The 16,430-nt window shown below is 67.7% G+C and carries 17 protein-coding genes; 7 read left to right on the top strand and 10 right to left on the bottom strand.

The genetic code is table 11. From position 1 onward, the window contains the following. Window positions 1-14 precede the first annotated feature (14 nt). The gene (locus DMP03_RS07730) at window positions 15-1,025 is read right to left on the bottom strand and encodes an AAA family ATPase (protein WP_152120137.1); all 1,011 of its coding nucleotides are present in this window, start codon (window positions 1,023-1,025) and stop codon (window positions 15-17) included. Between the two features lie 87 nt (window positions 1,026-1,112). Between DMP03_RS07730 and DMP03_RS07725 the strand changes: the two genes are divergently transcribed. After that, a complete protein-coding gene (locus tag DMP03_RS07725) occupies window positions 1,113-1,718 on the top strand; it encodes a histidine phosphatase family protein (protein ID WP_152120136.1) in 606 nt (201 codons plus the stop codon). Here the strand turns inward: DMP03_RS07725 and larE are convergent. Continuing rightward, entirely contained in the window at window positions 1,715-2,593 is an 879-nt protein-coding gene (larE, locus tag DMP03_RS07720; RefSeq protein WP_152120135.1) for an ATP-dependent sacrificial sulfur transferase LarE, read from the bottom strand. The genes DMP03_RS07725 and larE overlap by 4 nt on opposite strands. A gap of 75 nt (window positions 2,594-2,668) precedes the next feature. Between larE and DMP03_RS07715 the strand changes: the two genes are divergently transcribed. Next, entirely contained in the window at window positions 2,669-3,289 is a 621-nt protein-coding gene (locus DMP03_RS07715) for a rubrerythrin family protein (RefSeq protein ID WP_152120134.1), read from the top strand. Between the two features lies 1 nt (window position 3,290). Here the strand turns inward: DMP03_RS07715 and DMP03_RS07710 are convergent, their stop codons facing one another. Then, a complete protein-coding gene (locus DMP03_RS07710; RefSeq protein ID WP_152120133.1) occupies window positions 3,291-3,968 on the bottom strand; it encodes a S26 family signal peptidase in 678 nt (225 codons plus the stop codon). A gap of 79 nt (window positions 3,969-4,047) precedes the next feature. On the opposite strand from DMP03_RS07710, the gene DMP03_RS07705 reads away from it, so the two are divergent. Beyond that, on the top strand, window positions 4,048-5,616 hold the full coding sequence (locus DMP03_RS07705; RefSeq protein ID WP_152120132.1) for a DNA-directed DNA polymerase II small subunit: 1,569 nt from the start codon (window positions 4,048-4,050) through the stop codon (window positions 5,614-5,616). Here DMP03_RS07705 and DMP03_RS07700 read toward each other — a convergent pair whose 3' ends face one another. The 3 genes from DMP03_RS07700 to leuS all read right to left on the bottom strand — a co-directional run bounded on the left by DMP03_RS07700 (window position 5,617) and on the right by leuS (window position 11,198). Then, window positions 5,617-7,977, bottom strand: a complete 2,361-nt coding sequence (locus DMP03_RS07700; RefSeq protein WP_225871826.1) for a DEAD/DEAH box helicase — start codon at window positions 7,975-7,977, stop codon at window positions 5,617-5,619. It abuts the gene before it with no gap. A gap of 89 nt (window positions 7,978-8,066) precedes the next feature. After that, a complete protein-coding gene (locus DMP03_RS07695) occupies window positions 8,067-8,516 on the bottom strand; it encodes a hypothetical protein (protein WP_152120131.1) in 450 nt (149 codons plus the stop codon). A 30-nt stretch (window positions 8,517-8,546) separates the two neighbouring features. Continuing rightward, window positions 8,547-11,198, bottom strand: a complete 2,652-nt coding sequence (gene leuS / locus DMP03_RS07690) for a leucine--tRNA ligase (RefSeq protein WP_152120130.1) — start codon at window positions 11,196-11,198, stop codon at window positions 8,547-8,549. Window positions 11,199-11,319: 121 nt separating this feature from the next. Here leuS and DMP03_RS07685 point away from each other — a divergent pair, with 121 nt between their 5' ends. The 3 genes from DMP03_RS07685 to DMP03_RS07675 are packed head-to-tail and all read left to right on the top strand — an operon-like array spanning window position 11,320 to window position 12,944. Next, window positions 11,320-12,324 carry a DNA primase large subunit PriL gene (locus DMP03_RS07685; protein ID WP_152120129.1) on the top strand — a complete coding sequence of 335 codons (1,005 nt, stop codon included), beginning with the start codon at window positions 11,320-11,322 and terminating at the stop codon, window positions 12,322-12,324. A gap of 1 nt (window position 12,325) precedes the next feature. Beyond that, window positions 12,326-12,535, top strand: coding sequence for a ubiquitin-like small modifier protein SAMP2 (samp2, locus tag DMP03_RS07680; RefSeq protein WP_152120128.1), 210 nt, complete (start codon window positions 12,326-12,328; stop codon window positions 12,533-12,535). Window positions 12,536-12,560: 25 nt separating this feature from the next. Beyond that, a complete protein-coding gene (locus tag DMP03_RS07675; RefSeq protein WP_152120127.1) occupies window positions 12,561-12,944 on the top strand; it encodes a GNAT family N-acetyltransferase in 384 nt (127 codons plus the stop codon). Here the strand turns inward: DMP03_RS07675 and DMP03_RS07670 are convergent. Beyond that, complete coding sequence (locus DMP03_RS07670) at window positions 12,921-14,288, bottom strand: phosphoglucomutase/phosphomannomutase family protein (RefSeq protein ID WP_152120126.1); 1,368 nt, start codon at window positions 14,286-14,288, stop codon at window positions 12,921-12,923. The genes DMP03_RS07675 and DMP03_RS07670 overlap by 24 nt on opposite strands. Before the next feature lie 67 nt (window positions 14,289-14,355). Between DMP03_RS07670 and DMP03_RS07665 the strand changes: the two genes are divergently transcribed. Then, window positions 14,356-15,000 carry a CRISPR-associated protein Cas4 gene (locus tag DMP03_RS07665; RefSeq protein ID WP_152120125.1) on the top strand — a complete coding sequence of 215 codons (645 nt, stop codon included), beginning with the start codon at window positions 14,356-14,358 and terminating at the stop codon, window positions 14,998-15,000. Here the strand turns inward: DMP03_RS07665 and DMP03_RS07660 are convergent. Genes DMP03_RS07660 through DMP03_RS07650 form a run of 3 tightly spaced genes read right to left on the bottom strand, consistent with a single transcriptional unit; the run spans window position 14,992 to window position 16,380 of the window. Further along, on the bottom strand, window positions 14,992-15,573 hold the full coding sequence (locus tag DMP03_RS07660; RefSeq protein ID WP_152120124.1) for an L-threonylcarbamoyladenylate synthase: 582 nt from the start codon (window positions 15,571-15,573) through the stop codon (window positions 14,992-14,994). The two genes, DMP03_RS07665 and DMP03_RS07660, sit on opposite strands and share 9 nt — an antisense overlap. Then, the gene (locus DMP03_RS07655; protein ID WP_152120123.1) at window positions 15,574-16,092 is read right to left on the bottom strand and encodes a redoxin domain-containing protein; all 519 of its coding nucleotides are present in this window, start codon (window positions 16,090-16,092) and stop codon (window positions 15,574-15,576) included. It abuts the gene before it with no gap. After that, the gene (locus tag DMP03_RS07650) at window positions 16,093-16,380 is read right to left on the bottom strand and encodes a glutaredoxin family protein (protein WP_152120122.1); all 288 of its coding nucleotides are present in this window, start codon (window positions 16,378-16,380) and stop codon (window positions 16,093-16,095) included. Window positions 16,381-16,430: the final 50 nt, after the last annotated feature.

Here is a 16,430-nt window from a genome sequence, read left to right as displayed (position 1 = left end):
GCGAACGGGCCGCGCTACTCGTCCGCCGGTCGCCCGATCTCCGCGAGCAGATGGCCCAACTGCACCCGGTCGCTCGTCGACTCCGTCAGGTCGAAATCCACCTCGCCCGCGATACGGTACAGCTTCGCCAGTCGACGACCGTCGTAGCGGGACCGCGCCACTCCCAACACGTCCGAGAGAATCTCGTCGCCGTCGTACCCCTCGTCGTAGATGAGCGTGTCCAACTCCGAGCGCGCGTCCTCGAAGTTGCTCTGCTCGGCAGCCTCGAGCATCGTCTCCACCACGTCGTCGTGGCCGATGTCGCCGAGCGTCTCGTAGGCGGCGGTCATCGTCACCTCGCCTTCGGCTTCGGCGGTCGTCTGTGCCCCGAGCACGGCCTCCCGGACGTTGCCGTCGCCGTAGCCGGCCAGATACTCCAAGCCGTCGTCGTCGTACTCCACGCCGGCGAGGGAGACGACCCGCTCGACGGTCTCGACCATCGCGTCGTGGCCGGGCGCGCGCATCGACACGGAGAAACACCGCGAGCGAATCGGCGGAATCAGCTTCGACGGCTGGCGGGTCGCGATGACGAACTGCGTGTTCTCGGCGTAGCGCTCCATCACTCGCCGGAGCGCCTGCTGGAAGTCCTCGCGGATGGCCTCGGCGTTGTCCAACAGAACGGTCTTGTACCGGCCGGAGACCGGCTGGTAGCTCGCCGACTCCTTCAGGACGTGGTTTATCATGTCGCGTTTCGACATGCGGGAGTTTCCGCGCAGGAAGGAGGCGAACCGCTCGTCGTTTTTGATCTCCTTTTTTGTTCGGTCGAAGAAGTCGGCGACGTTCAGCTCCACGAGGTCGTTGTCGGGGTCCTCGTGGGCGGCCGCCGCAAGTGCACGGACGGCGGCGGTCTTCCCGACCCCCGGCGGGCCGTGGACGACGAGGTTCAGCGGCTCGTCGACGGCCGTCTCGAAGTAGTCGCGAGCGTCCGGCTGTGGCAGGTCGCTGATCTCGGGAGCGAACTCGTCGGTCCACAGCGGCGATTCCATACCCCGAGTTGGGCAGTCGGCGGCATGAAGGTGGCCCTTTCGGCCCGCGAGGCGAACGCTGAAGGCGACGCCACGCCCGGGTGAGGTATGCGTATCGTAGTCTTGCGACACGGCGAAACCGCGTGGAACGACGAGGGCCGAATGCAGGGGTGGGCACCGGTCCCGCTCAACGAGACCGGCCGCGAGCAGGCCACTGCCGCCGGCCGTCATCTCGCCGGCGAGTACGAGTTCGACGCCGTCTACGCCTCCGACCTCGAACGCACCCGCGAGACGACCGAACGGGTCGCGACGATGCTCCCCGCGACGAACGTCGAGTACGACTCAGCCTTCCGTGAACGCGACGTGGGGATGTATCAGGGGCTCACCTACGACACCGTCTTCGAGAAGTACCCCCGGTTCGCACTCGGAAAGGCGGCCGCCGAGGCCGCACGCGAGGTGCCGGAATCCGGCGAGAGCCTCGTGCACATGTACGACCGGGTCACCGACGGTATCGAGCGCATCGCCGACCGCGAGCACGACACCGTCCTCCTTGTCACCCACGGCGGTCCCATCCACCTGCTCCACGGCTACGCGAAGGAGATGGACGTGCCCGAGGCGATGTTAGCCCACGAGCAGGACAACTGCGGTATCAACGTCTTCGACGTGGACGAGACCATCGAGAGCGTCACCGAAAACCACACCCCGTGGCGCTAGCTGGTCGGGTACTCCGCCGACAGCACGTTCGTCCGGTCGGTCTGTTCGTCCGCTTCCTCGCCCGCCGGTGACACCGACCCCGTCGCGTACCCCTCCAAATCGAGGGTGACGTGGTCGAAGCCACACTCGAGCAGGTGCTCGCGGGCGGCGCGGACGAAATCGGGGTCGAGCGCGCGCGGCAGTTCCTCTTCGTCGACCTCGATGCGCGCCAGCCCGTCGTGGTCGCGCACGCGGAACTGCTCGAAGCCCCACGTCCGGAGGAGTTCCTCCGCCTGCTCCACCCGCGAGAGCCGCTCCTCGGTGACGGCCAGCCCGGTCGGAATCCGGGAGGAGAGACACGCCATCGACGGCTTGTCCGCGACCGAGAGGTCGAAGTGGTCGGCGATGGCGCGCACTTCCGCTTTCGTGATGTCGTGTTCGAGCAGCGGGGAGTAGGCGTCCAACTCCTCGACGGCGCGCAGTCCGGGGCGGTGGCCCTCGCCGGGGTCGTCGGCGTTCGTGCCGTCACACACCGTCTCGATGCCGAGTCGGCGTGCGGTGTCGAACAGTTCGCCGAGCCGCATCGTCCGGCAGTGGTAACAGCGGTCGCCGTCGTTCTCGACGAAGGCCGGGTCGTCAAGCTCCGAGAAGCTCGTCGTCTCGTGGCGGATGCCGATCTCCTCGGCGACGGCGAACGCGTCATCGAGTTCCGCCTCGGGGAGCGTCTCGGATTTCGCGGTACAGGCGACGGCGTCCTCGCCCAGGGCGTCGTGAGCGATGGCGGCGACGACGGCGGAGTCGACGCCGCCGGAGAAGGCGACGAGCACGCTGTCACGGGTCGCGAGGTCGGCGCTCGCCGCGTCGAGTTTCGCGGCGGTGGCGTCGGCGAGTGTCATACCCCCGCTCGGTGGGCGAGCGAGAAAAGTTCGCCGGGACGCCAACTACAAGCCGCCCGCTCACGACGAGTGAGTATGAACGCCGAGGAGTTCACCGAGACCGTCCGGACGGACAACGACACCGCTCTCTCGCGGCTCGGATCGTCGAAGTCGCTGTACGCCGACACCGCCGGCGAGATGGACCCCGAGACCGTCCTCGAAGCTGCGGCCGCCGCGGAACGCACCGCGAGCGAGACGTTCGGGGCGTGGACCGACGACGACGCTGCGGGCGAGTTCTTCGCGTCCGTCGCCAACGAGGAGCGGGACCACTACGAGCAGGTGCTCGCCGAACTCGGGACCGACGCGGTCGAGACCGACGTGACTGCCATGCACGAGGGACTGCGCGCCCGTACCGATAGTATCGAGCGTCTCGGCGCGTTCGTCGGTCGCGCACTCGTCGCCGAGAAGTCCAAAGAGCAGGTGACGGGATTCTTCGTCGGGCAGGCCGACCCCCAGACTGCGAGCACGTTCCGCGCGCTCGGCGGTGACCTCGACGAGCAGTTGGCCGGTGCGACGGACCACCTGGCCGCGCTGTGTGCGTCCGACGACGACTGGGAGCGCGCGCTCGAAGCCGCACGCGAGACGATTCAGACGGCCTACGAGACCTACACCGACCAGCTGGAGTCGATGGGCGTCAACCCGAAGCCGGTCTGTTAGCTCACCCGACCGGACACTTCGGCTGTCTGCCGGGCGTCTGGAGTTCGATGGCACACAGCTTCACGTAGCCGAGCTTCGGGATGCCGAACTCGGCGCTGCCGACGATCCACGACGGCTTCACCGGCTCGGTCAGCGGGCCGAGCTGGTCGTACTGTGGGTTGTTGTCGCCCTTCGTGATGAAGCCGGCGTGGGGAGCCGGACAGTTCCGGAGGTCCCCGCAGTTGTCGGCCCCGCCGATGTGGTCGGGATTCGTTCGGTCGTACCAGTTTTCCCCCTCCTCGACCCAGAAGCGAGCCCGGTGGATGATGGGCGTCCCGGACCCGTTGTCGGCCCTGAAGATGATGACATCACCGTAGTCGGAGAACTTGCTGTAGCCGACCTCGCGGCCGTCTTTGTAGGTGACGACGCCCGTGCCGGCGTAGGCGGCGTCGGCCGCGAACCGCTCTTCGTCCATCACGAAGACTAGGTCACCGACGTTCATGTTCGGCTCCATGCTGCCGGACTCGACGGCGACCATCGGGGGCCAGACGCCGCTGACGGCGAACAACAGCAGTCCCACGAGCAACACCGCGGCGATGCTCATCCCCATCTCCCGCACGTAGACGACGGCTCCGTGGTCCGTCGTCCGGAACCAGTGGAACCACTCGCGCAGTCCCTCCGGTTCCGACTCGTCGCTCATTGTCTCTAGTGGCGACGCGAGTCGCTTCAACGTTCTGGGTTTCGGCACGCTTTTCTCGCTCAGCCGCCTCCCTCGGGCCATGCCGATGGCGTCGCCCGCCCGTATTGCCAGTCTCCTCGCGAGCCACGGCTACAACGCCTCTCGCGAGGCCGTCACCCTGCTTGCCGGCACCGACGACCCCGAGCAGGCGCTCGTACTCGCAGTTGAAGCGACGCCCGACGACGAACTCGTTCTCACCGCCGACCACGTGAATGCCGCCCTCGCGGACCGACGCGCCACGGAACGTCCGGCCGGTCCGAGCGAGAGCGAAGATGCGCCCCACGACACCGACCCACACGACCCCTCTGTTTCAACTGGAACCAACCCCGCGGAATCGAGCACCGACGGTGGGGACGTTCCAGTCGAAACGAGGGGGTCTAACAGCGTCTCTCGCGACCAGTCGAAACAATCGATTTCGGTCGCACAGGACATCACGGGCCAGTCGACGGGCACCGGCGAGTACGACGACTTCGTCACCGTGTTCCGCGACCGCTACGAGAAGCTCGCCGGCCAGCTCCGCGGTCGAGTCCAGCATCGCCCGACCACCTCACTCCAGAGCTCACAGGGGGGTGGCGAGGCCGGGCTCGTCGGGATGGTCAACGACATCCGGTCGACCGCGAGCGGCCACTGGCTCATCGAACTGGAAGACACCAACGGCGTCTTCCCGTGTCTCGTCATGAAGGACCGTCCGATTGCTGACCTCGTCGACGAACTCCTCCTCGATGAGGTCATCGCCGTCGAAGGGGGGTTGAGCGACGACGGCTCCATCATGTTCGTCGACGCCATCCACTTCCCCGAGGTGCCCCGGACCTACAGCCCGAACACCGCAGACCGCCACGTGCAGGCCGCGCTCATCTCGGATATCCACGTCGGCTCCGACGAGTTCCTCGAGGACGCGTGGCACCGATTCGCACAATGGCTCCACACCGACGAGGCCGAACACGTCGAGTATCTCCTCATCGCCGGCGACATGGTCGAGGGGGTCGGCGTCTACCCGAACCAGGACGAGGAGCTGTCGATCGTCGACATCTACGACCAGTACGAGCAGTTCTGTGAGCACCTGAAGGAGGTGCCCGGCGACATGGAGATTCTGCTGATTCCGGGCAACCACGACGCCGTCAGGCTCGCCGAACCACAGCCCGGTTTTGACGAAGAACTGCGCGACATCATGTCTGCCCACGACGCCCGCATCCACGGCAACCCCGCGCTCGTGGACGTGGAGGGGGTCAAGATTCTGATGTACCACGGCGTCTCACTTGACGAGGTTATCGCCGAACTCCCCGAGGAGAAGGCCAGCTACGACGAACCCCACAAGGCGATGTACCAACTCCTGAAGAAGCGCCACGTCGCCCCGCAGTTCGGCGGCAAGACCCGCGTCGCCCCCGAGGAGGAGGATTACCTCGTGATGGAGGAGGTGCCCGACGTGTTCCACACCGGCCACGTCCACAAGCTCGGCTGGGGGAAGTATCGCCGCGTCATCGCGGTCAACTCGGGCTGCTGGCAGGCACAGACCGACTTCCAGAAATCCGTCAACATCGACCCCGACGCCGGCTTCGCGCCCATCCTCGATTTGGACACGCTCTCGATGACCGTCCGCTCGTTCAACTGATCACTCGACGGCGACCGTCCGCGTCTCGCTTTCGGGCAACAGCGGAAGCTCGGCAAACGCCACCTCCACGCGGAAGGTGAGCTCGTCGGCGTCGGCCCCGAACACGCCGACCGGCACCGTCGCCTCGCCCAGATACCGCGACTCGCTGGACATCTCGACGCCGTTGACGGTGACGCGCACCTCGCCGCGTGCGCCGCCGCCCGTGTTCTTGACCGTCACGTCGTGCATCTCGCTCGTGCCGTGGGCGATACGGTCGGGGAACTCGCTCCACTCGACTTCGACGACCGGGAGGTCACGCGCCTGCTCGATGACGCGCTCGGCGAGCCCTTCCGAAAGCCCCGCATCGACGAGGCCATCGACGCCGGCAGCAAGCACGTCGGCGGGCGTCTGGAGGCCCTCCTTCGCGAGCTTGACGCCCCTCCCCTTCCCGATGCCGTCGATAGCCGTCAGCCCGACGGCGTCGGCCGAAATCCCGTTCTCGACGCGCGCCTCGACCCGGCAGGCCACGTTCGCGGCGTACGGACCGGCGAAGCGGTCGAGGAACTCTCGGAGGGCGGCCACCATCCGGAGCGCGTTCTGGCGGATGACCCACGCGTCAGAGCGCAGCTCCGAGGGCGTATTCCCGTCCATCGAGGCGCGCAGGATGGCGAGCACCTTCCGGTTGCCGGGGTCGAGGTCGTCGCCGTCCGGTCCGAGGACGGCCCGGACCGCGTCGCGCTCGTCCCGGCGCGCGCTCACGCTGTCGAACTCGCCGGCGGTCGCGACCGCCTCCAACACGTCGGCATCCGAGAGGGTCTCCTCGGCTGCGCGGTCGGCGAGCGTCTTGAACCCTTCTGCGGTGTCGAGCCGGAGATAGAACTTCGAGGCGAGCCGTCCGAGCGGGGTCCCCTCGACCCGGAGTTCGTCGTCCGTCTCCACGAACCCCGAGGCGACGAGGTCCTGCAGCGTCTCGCGGACGCGCTCGCGGAGCTTTCCCCCGAAGCGGTACTGGTCGGGCGCGGACTGGGCGCGCACGTAGTAGAACGTCGTCTGGAGCCACTCCATCACGTCGTCGAGGTCGCGAATCGTCCCCAGCGCGATTTCGGCGTTGAGATGCGAATCGAGTTCGGCGGCGAGTCGCGACTCGATTTCTTTTCCTTCCCGGAGGAGCCGGCGATACTTCTCGGCGTCGCGCCCCTCACAGACGACGTGAGCGTACCCCTTGTCGTCGTAGCCGGGTCTGCCGGCCCGTCCGAGCATCTGAAGCACGTCGAGCGGGCTCATGTCTACCTCGCCCTCGAGCGGGTCGTGGAGCTTCGTGTCCCGGATGACGACACATCGGGCGGGGAGGTTAACCCCCCACGCGAGCGTCGAGGTGGAAAAGAGCAGCTGAATCTTCCCCTCTTTGAACCACGCCTCGACGGCGTTCTTGTCCTCTCGCGAGAGGCCGGCGTGGTGGAAGGCCACGCCGTCGACGACCGACTGGCGGAGGGTGTCGTTGCGGAGGTCCTGTGCGTCGGTGTGCAGGTCGTAGTCGCCGCGCGCCCCGATGTCGATGTCGCGTTCGGCGAGCACGTCGCGGGCCTTCTTCGCCGCCCGAACCGTGTCCTGTCTGGAGGCGACGAAGACGAGCGACTGGCCGTCCTCTTCGATGTGGGGCTGTGCCAGATCGAGCGCGCGATACAGCCGGCGGTACTTGTTCTGGAAGGCGTTCTCGCCCGTCGCGTACGTCTCGACGCTGGCGTGCAGCGGGACGGGCCGGTAGTCGTCGCCGAACTGGAACGTGCAGGCGTCGGGCGCGTCGAGCCAGTCGGCGATGTCCTCGACGTTCGGCATCGTCGCTGACAGCGCGACGATACGCGGCTCACAGAGCCGGCGGAGCCGCGAGATGGTGACTTCGAGGACGGCACCGCGCTTGTCGGAGTCGAGCAGATGCACCTCGTCGATGACACAGCAGTCAACGTCCGTGATGAACGAGTAGCGCGCCGAGTCGTGTTTTCTGGTCGCGGAGTCGGTCTTCTCGGGCGTCATCACGAGGATGTCGGCGCGCTCGGCGCGGCGCGTGTTCAGGTCGCGTTCGCCAGTGACGACGTAGACGGAGTATCCCATCTCCTCGAACCGCTCCCACTCGCTTTCCTTCTCGTTGGTGAGCGCACGCAGCGGGGCTAAAAAGAGGGCGGTCCCGCCGGCGGCGAGCGTCTTGCAGATCGCGAGTTCGGCGAGGGCGGTCTTCCCGCTCGCGGTCGGGGCGGAGACGACGACGTTGTCGTCGCGCTCTAAGATTGCGGGAAGCGTCTCCGACTGCATTCGATTGAACGTCTCGAAGCCGAAGGCGTCGGCAAAGTCGGGAACGGCGTCGGCGACGGCCTGTGTCGGTGCCACTACCGGGAGACAGGAGGCGTCAGACAAAGGGGTTCCGTGTCGACGCGGTGGTCGTGGTTGTCGCGTTCCGGTCTCCCGCCGACTCGGACTCAGCGTTCGGGTATCGCGTCTGCGATGGTATCGACCGCCGCCTGCCACCCGTCGGGACGGTCGCCGCCGCGCTTCGGTGGGTCGATGTCGAGTGTCAGGGGAGTGTACTCGAACCCGGCAAGGGCATCCGTCGCGACCTCGCCGACGAACTCGGCGTTTTGCCGTTTCGAACTCACACCGCCCGACTGGAGGTCGTAGTAGCGGCTGAACAGTTGGACGACGACCACTTCGTCGTCGAGCGTGCCCTCGGCGAGGTGGCGAAACAGCTTCGCGGTGTTGTTGACCGGATCGGCGCGTCGCCACTCCACCTCGACGGCGACCGTCGGCTCGCGACCCAACACGTCGACGGGTGTGCCGGCGATGGACGCCTCCGTCTCCCACTCGCCCCCGAGACGGGCGGCGAGCGCGTCGCGGAGCCGTTCCTGTACCTTAGTGGCGAAGGTGCCCACGGTGGGCGAGCTCGCCCCGCGAGCAAAACGTTACTCCTCGATGTCGATGGCCGGCCGACCGGGTTCGGCGTGGCTGTCGTCGTCGGCCTCTTCGGCGGTGAGCACGCGCACCTCGGCGTCGAACTCGCGTTCGATGAGCCACGCGGCCCGCTGGAGCGTCTCGTACTCCGTCTCGGGGGTGAGCGGTCGGGTCAGCGCCTCACGGTTCTCCTGGAGGTCCTGTCCGTAGCTGGCGGCGGCGTCCCCCTGCTCGCGGATGGACGGTTCGGACATCAGCTCGGAGATGACGTTCGGCGCGTCCGACTCGATGGCGATTCCGAGCGCGTCGTACTTCCACTCGGGCGTGACGACAACGTCGATGCGCTGTGGGTCCTCGATGCCCGCCACGTCGATGATGTCGCGCACGTCCTCGCGGGTGTTCTCCACGAGGGTTCGGCGGGCGGCTGCGTCTTCTGCGTCCCCGCCGTCCGGCCACGCGGCGTTCACGAGGAACTCGTCGTGCCCGAGCGTCTCCCACAGCTCCTCCGCGAGGTGGGGTGCGACGGGTGCGAGCAGAGAGACGACGGCGTGCAGCCCCCGCCCGACCGTCTCGGCGTGCGGGTCGTCGACGTACTCGACGTAGCCGCGCAGGGTGCGAGAGAGGTCCTGTGCCTCCCGGACTGCGACGTTGAATCTGAGGTCGTCGTACTCGTCGGCGGCGATGGCGACCGCGGCGTCGATCTCGCTCGCGACGTACTCGGCGGTCGTGTCGCGCTCGCCGGCGTAATCACCCTCTGTCAGGTCGGTGACCTGCTCGTGGAGGCGGTCGAGGAACGCCCGCGTCGACCTGACGCCCTGTTCGCTCCAGTCGAAGTCGCGGGCCGGCTGGGCCGCCTCCATGATGAACAAGCGGGCGGTGTCGGCCCCGTACTCGTCGACGATGCGCTGGGGCGAGACGGTGTTCCCCTTCGACTTCGACATCTTCGAGCCGTCGAGTTGGACCATCCCCTGTGCGAGCAGGTTCTCGAACGGCTCGCGGTGGTCGAGTCCTTCGGTGTCGGCCAACACCTTCGTGAAGAAGCGAGCGTAGAGCAGATGCATCACGGCGTGTTCGTCGCCGCCGACGTACTGGTCGACGGGCATCCACTCGTTGGCTCGCTCGCGGTCGAACGGTGCCTCAGCGAGGTCGGGTGAGACGTACCGCAGGAAGTACCACGAGGAGTCGACGAAGGTGTCCATCGTGTCCGTCTCGCGGGTGGCCTCGCCGCCACAGTCGGGACAGGTCGTCTCTTTCCACTCCTCGGCGGCGTCCAACGGATTTCCGGTCGTGTTGATGAACTCCGGCAGTTCGACCGGGAGGTCCCCGTCGGGGACCATCACCGGGCCGCAGCCGTCACAGTGGACGACCGGAATCGGCGTCCCCCAGTAGCGCTGGCGGGAGATTCCCCAGTCGCGCAGTCGGTACTGGGTCGTCGCTTCTGCGCCCGCGGTGTCGGCGGTAATCTGTTGGCGTGCGGCCTCGGAGTCCACCCCGGAGTAGTCGCCGCTGTTGACGACGACTCCGTCTTCGGTATACGCCGACTCGGACACGTCCGGAACTTCGTCCTCGCTCGGGGCGATGACCGGGAGGATGTCGATACCGAGCTTCGTCGCGAACTCGTGGTCGCGCTCGTCGTGGCCGGGCACGCCCATCAGGGCACCCGTCCCCACGTCCGAGAGGACGAAGTCGGCGACGTAGACGGGAAGCTCCTCGCCCGTCACCGGATTCGTCGCCGTCAGGTCGGTGGCGACGCCGTTCGGCTCCTCCCCCTCGGGGTCGGCCTCTTCCGCGATGAAGTGGGCCACGTCGTCGTCGCGCCCGGCGACGGCCTGTGCGATCTCGTGACCGGGGGCGAGTGCGAAGAATGTCGCGCCGTAGGCGGTGTCCGCACGGGTCGTGAACGCCTCCACTTCGCCGTACTCCTCGCCGCGCTGTGGCTCACGAACCTCGAACGGGAGTTGTGTCCCCTCCTGTCGACCGATCCAGTTGCGCTGCATCTGCCGGACGGAGTCGGGCCACCCCTCCAGGTCGTCGATGGCGTCGAGCAGTTCGTCGGCGTACTCCGTGATGGCGAGGAACCACTGGTCGAGCTCGCGCTGCTCGACCGGGGTGTCACACCGCCAGCAGAGCTCCGCGTCGCCTTCCACCTGTTCGTCGGCGAGCACCGTCTCACAGGAGGGACACCAGTTCACCTCGGACTCGTGGCGGTCGACCAGCCCTTCCTCGTGGAAGCGGGTGAACAGCCACTGGTTCCACTGGTAGTAGTCGGGGGTGCAGGTCGTGATTTCCCGCTCCCAGTCGTAGCCAAAGCCCATCGACCGCATCTGGTCGCGCATGGTGTCGATACAGTCCATCGTCCAGTCATGGGGATTCGTGTCGCGCTCCTTGGCGGCGTTTTCCGCGGGCAGCCCGAACGAATCCCACCCCATCGGGTGAAGCACGTCGTCGCCACACATCCGGCGGTAGCGGGCGTACGCGTCCGTAATCGTGTAGTTTCGGACGTGGCCCATGTGGAGTTTTCCCGACGGGTACGGATACATCCCGAGAACGTACATCGGGTCCTCGGCGTCGTCGGGCGTCCGGTAGACGTTCTCGTCGTCCCAGCGGTCCTGCCAGCGTCGTTCGACCGTCGTGTGGTCGTAGCCGTGTTCGGCGTCGCTCATAGAATCCTCGTTGGCCGAAGTGGGCGGCGTTCGGGCCTTAAGCTTTCCATCCGCTGTGGGTGGCTCACACAGCCTTCTGTGCGACCGTCGTACTTATCCACAGCCCCCGACAACTCGGCCTGTGCAACGACTCCACGCCCGCTACCCGTTCCTCGATGCCTCCCGCGAGGCCGTGGAGACCGCAGACGTGGACTTAGCGACCGTCGTACAGGAGGGTGGTCCCGCCGTCGAGCGCGGCGTCGAGCGCGTCGAGCGCGCGCTCGTCGAGGGGACCGTCGCGCCCGAGAGCCGCTGGAGCGTGCGCGCGGAACTGCTCTCGTACCCGGTCGCGCGCGTGCTCGTCTCTCTGCTCGACGTGCGCGGTGCCGTCGAGAAGTACGCCACCGCCGAGGCGACGCTCGCGTACGAGCGATTCACCGACGACTTCGACGCCGACACGCGGCTCAAATCGACGAGCGACGACGCGCTCACCCTCCCCTCCCTGCTCGCTGACTTCGACGTTGGCGGCGACGTGACCGCCGTCGGCGACGGCCGCTTCGAGGTGGGCGTGACGACGTATCTCGAACTGGCCGCGCCGCTGGACGGTCGGCGGTGGCGGCTGGCGACCCGCGCGCTCGCCGACGGGACGGTCATCGTCTCGCGGCGCGAACTGTACGGACTCCTGCGAGAGGCCGTGCGCGAGCGCGTGGCCGACGGGCTTCCCCTCTCTGTGCCCGACTCCATCGCCGACGCGCTCGCCCCGGAGGTCGAGACGCTCCAGCACGCGCTCGCGCCGGTCGAGTCGACGGGCGACGTGGACGAGTTCGAACCCGCGGCGTTCCCGCCGTGTATCGACAGATTGGTCGAGGAGGCCCGCGAGGACGAGATTAGCGTGACGGGCCGGTACGCGGTGTTGACGTTCCTCGCCGCGACGGGCGCGAGCTACGCCGAAATCGCAGCTGTCGTCGGCGACGACGAGGAGCGACACCGCTACCAGTATGAACGGCTCGCCGGCGAGAACGGTTCGCAGTTCTCCCCGCCTTCGTGTGCGACGATGGAGGCGAACGGCGACTGCGAGCCGGACGCCTGCGGCGACTTCTCACACCCGCTCGCCTACTACGAACACCAACTCCGAGCGGGTGAGTGAGATGGAGGTGACCTGTGAGGTGGTCGGTGAAGCGACCGAGACCGTCACCGTCGGGAGCGAGGCGACCTACGGGGACCTCATCGAACGGCTGGGCTACTCGATGCACGAGGCGACGGTGCTCGTCGACGGGACCCCCGTCCCCGAGGACGCGCCGGTCGAGACAGACCGCGTCCGGGTGCTTCGGCTCATCAAAGGCGGTCGCTGGGGTTAACACGGCTCGCGTCCCTCCTTCCGGTATGAACGTCCGTGGAGCGACGAGCGGCGAGTACCAGACCGTCCGCTCCATCTTCGACGTGGCGATGTTGCAGGTGCCGGACCTCCCGACGATGGAGGTGCTCGTTGCGACTGAGTCGGACCGCATCCTCGGCGGCGCGGCAGTCGAGGTCGACGGCGGCCGGGGCGACCGAGGGGAACTCCACGCGATTGCCGTTCGCCCGCGCCGCCGCGGGCAGGGTATCGGCACCGAACTCGTCGAGGAGGCAACCGAGCGGTGGGACCCCGTCGTCGCTAGCTTCGACGAGCGCGTCCGTCCCTTCTACGAGACGCTCGAGTTCGACATCTCGCCGACCGGAAACGGGCGGCTCCGTGGCGTCCGCTCAGACGAGCGGCTCCACGAGTGACTCGCCGGCCGCGAGAATCGCCTTCACCCGGCGCGAGGACGACGATTCCGCGTAGACGCGTAACTTCGGTTCCGTCCCGCTCGGTCGGACGAGCAGCCACGAGCCGTCCGACAACAGGAGTTTGAACCCGTCGACGGTGACGACACGCTCCACCGCCGCGCCGACCACCTCGTCGGGAATCTCGCCTTCCAAGGCCGCGAGCACGGCGTCTTTCCGGTCGTCGGGACAGTCGACGCTCACGCGGTCCTGCACCACTTCGCCGTGGGTCGCGAGCAGCCGGTCGACCCTGGCGTCGAACCGCTCGTCGCGCTCTGCGGCCGCGGTTAGGAGTGCGAACAACACGCCGTCCTTGTTGGGAAGGTGGCCACGGAGACCGAACCCGCCCGACTCCTCGCCGCCGACGCGGGCGTCGTGGTCAGTCATCGCCTGCGCGACCCATTTGAACCCGACTGCCGTCTCGTGGGCGGAGTGGCCGTGTGCCTGCGCCACGCGGTCCAAGAGGAAGGTCGTGCTCACGGTCCGGACCACGTCGCCGGGATCGGACCCGAGCAGGTCGTCGGCGATCGCCGCGAAGTAGCGGTTCGGGTCGAGGTAGCCGCGCTCGGGCGTGACGACGCCGAGTCGGTCGGCGTCGCCGTCGTTCGCCACGCCGATGTCGGCCTCGCCCGTCTCGACCGTGCGTATCAGCTTTCCTAACCGCGGGCCGGTCGGCTCGGGCGGCGTGCCGCCGAACTCGGGGTCCGTCTCGCAGTGGAGCCGAACCACCTCCGCGCCGGCCGCCTCCAGCAGCCGGTCGGTGACGCCGCGCCCGGAGCCGTACATCGCGTCGTACGCCACCGTCAGCCCCGAGAGGTCGGCGTCGACGAGTCCGAGCGCGTGGTCGAGATACGGCCCTAGTAGGTCACGTTCCGTCACTGCACCCGACCCGTTGTCCCGTTCGTCGCTCGCGATTGGCTCACGGAGATTCGTGGCGACGGCCTCGGTCCGTTCCGGTAACGCGGGTGCACCGGTCTCACCGATGAGTTTCACGCCGTTGTACTCGGGTGGGTTGTGACTGGCCGTTACCATCAACGCGCTGGCGAACTCTCCGTCGCGTGCGGCCCACGCGACGACCGGCGTCGGGGTGTCGCGCTCGGGGAGCACGCAGTCGATACCGTTCGCTGTCAACACGTCGGCGAGCGACTCGGCGAAGCCCCGCGAGGTGGGGCGAGCGTCGTAGCCGACGACGAGCGGGCCGCCGTCTATGGTGTCGGCGACCGCCTGCCCGACGATACGCACCCGCTCGTCGGTGAACACGTCGAGCGTGGCGCGCCAGCCGTCGGTTCCGAACGCGATATCGTCCATACGACGACTCGGCCCCCCGGCTTGAAAAAGACTCACAGATTATTATCGAAGCCGCCACACTCCCCGCGTGTCCACGTTCGCCGACCTCGCCGCCGCCGCGTACTGCCCGCGCAAGCTCTACTACCGCCGTCGCGACGACGAGTTCGAGATCCCCGAGACCGTCCGGGCGAAGCGGCGACTCGCCTTCCGGTATTCCGAACTCGCCGACCCGGACAGCGACCTCGCGAGCGAGCCGATTGCCGTCACGCCGACCCAGTACCGGGCGAACCTCGGCTGTCTGCGCGAACACGACGCGTGGGAGCTACTCGCGGAGCCGGACCGGACGGAGGTGCTGCTGGAGGGGAAAGACGCCCGCGGCATCGCCCACAAGGTCGACGATTCGGTGCCGACAGTCTCGCTCGTCTCGGCCGGCGAGCCGCCTGAGGAGGGCGTCTGGGCACCACAGAGCGTGCGCGCTGTCGCGGCGGCGAAGGCGCTCGCGTGGGAGCTGGGCGAATCGATCGAGCGCGCGTACGTCGAGTATCCGACCTACGGCCGGGTCCGGACGGTCGAACTCACGACGCGCAAGAAGGCGCGCTACCGGGAGGCGCTGGCTCGTGCCAGCAGCATCGACGGGCCGCCCTCGCGCATCGAGAACGACGCGAAGTGTGACGCCTGCGAGTACCGGTCGCGGTGCGGGACGAAGACGCGGTCGCTCCGGTCGCTACTGTGAGGCGAGCCACGCCTCGATATCGTCCACGAGTGGTCCAGCCCGGTGGACCGTCTCGCGGCCCACGTCAACGACGGTGGACGGCTCCCCGCCCGGGGTTTTCCCGCCGTCGAGCACGACGCTCGCTGCCTCGCGAATCTCCGCATCGAGGTCGGCGACGGTGCGGGCGCTCTCGCGTCCGGAGACGTTCGCGCTCGTCGCCGTGATCGGCGCGACGCGGTCGAGCAGGTCGCGCGCGAGCGGATGTTCCGGAACGCGCACGCCGACCCGGCCACCGCCGCCGGTGAGTGTCGCCGGTAGGTCACCCCTGTCCACGACGACCGTCACGGGACCGGGGAGGAACTCGCCCGCGAACCGTCGCTCGCGATCGGTCAGCGGGAGCAGGTCTACAAGGGCTGTGACCGACGGGACGGCGACGGAGACGGGTTTGTCCGGGGCACGTTGCTTCGCCGAGAACACGCGCTCGACGGCCGCGGAATCGGTGGCGTCGGCTGCGAGTCCGTACACGGTCTCTGTCGGGTAGACGACGAGCTTGCCGGCACGGATGGCGTCGGCCGCGCGGTCGACGTCGCTCACCTACAGGTCGTCGAGTTCGCTCTCGATGGCGTCGTACGGCGGGAAGTCGGGCCATTCCTCGGCGACCCACGCCCACTCGACCGTCAGGTCCGAATCGAGCAGATACACCGCCGGCCGCGGCTCTTCGATGCCCGCCATGCCGTCGAGGTCGTTCACGATGTCGTACTCCTGTGCCACGCCGTTTGCCGGGTCCGAGAAGAACTGGAACTGCTCGAACTCCTTCCAGTCGCGCATGAACGTCTTGTGCTCGTACGGCGTCGAGATGGAGAGTCCGACGAGCTTGACGTCGTAGTCGCTCCACTCGCGGTCGCGAATCTCCTGCCAGATGTACGTCGCCGGGAAGTCGCCGTCCATCGGGTGGAAGACGAGCAGGACGGGGTCGTCAGCGGCGAGTTCAGACAGGGAGGCGTCCTCCCAGTACTCGTGGTTGACAAGCGGGCGGGTGAAGTCGGGGGCGGTGTCGCCCGCGGCGACGTGGTCCGTCTCCTCGAACTCGACGACGTCGAACTCCAATTCCATCTACGCGTCCCCCCCGTCGGCCCGTACCTGTTCGCTCTCGGTGTGGCCGTACGTCCGCTCGACGTACTCGACGATGTTGGCCGACTCGGACATCGTGACGCCGGTGTTCTCGTCGACGATGGCTGGGACAGTTCGCGACCCCGAGATGCGCTGGACGGCGTTTCGCCGGGAGTGGCGCGCCTCGACGAACCGGGAGTCGTACTCGACGCCGTGATCCTGCAGCGCGCGGACGACCCGCTCACAGAACGGACAGCCCTGCAGCCGGTACAGCGTTATCGGTGCTGACATACGCCGGGGTACGACTGACGGCTCTGTAAGCATACCGCCCGGGGAAACGG

Origin of the sequence: Halosegnis rubeus (assembly GCF_009184545.1) — an archaeon.
Taxonomy (GTDB): domain Archaea; phylum Halobacteriota; class Halobacteria; order Halobacteriales; family Haloarculaceae; genus Halosegnis; species Halosegnis rubeus.
Note: the sequence above shows the minus strand (reverse complement) of the source record. Positions and strands in the feature narration are given on the sequence as shown.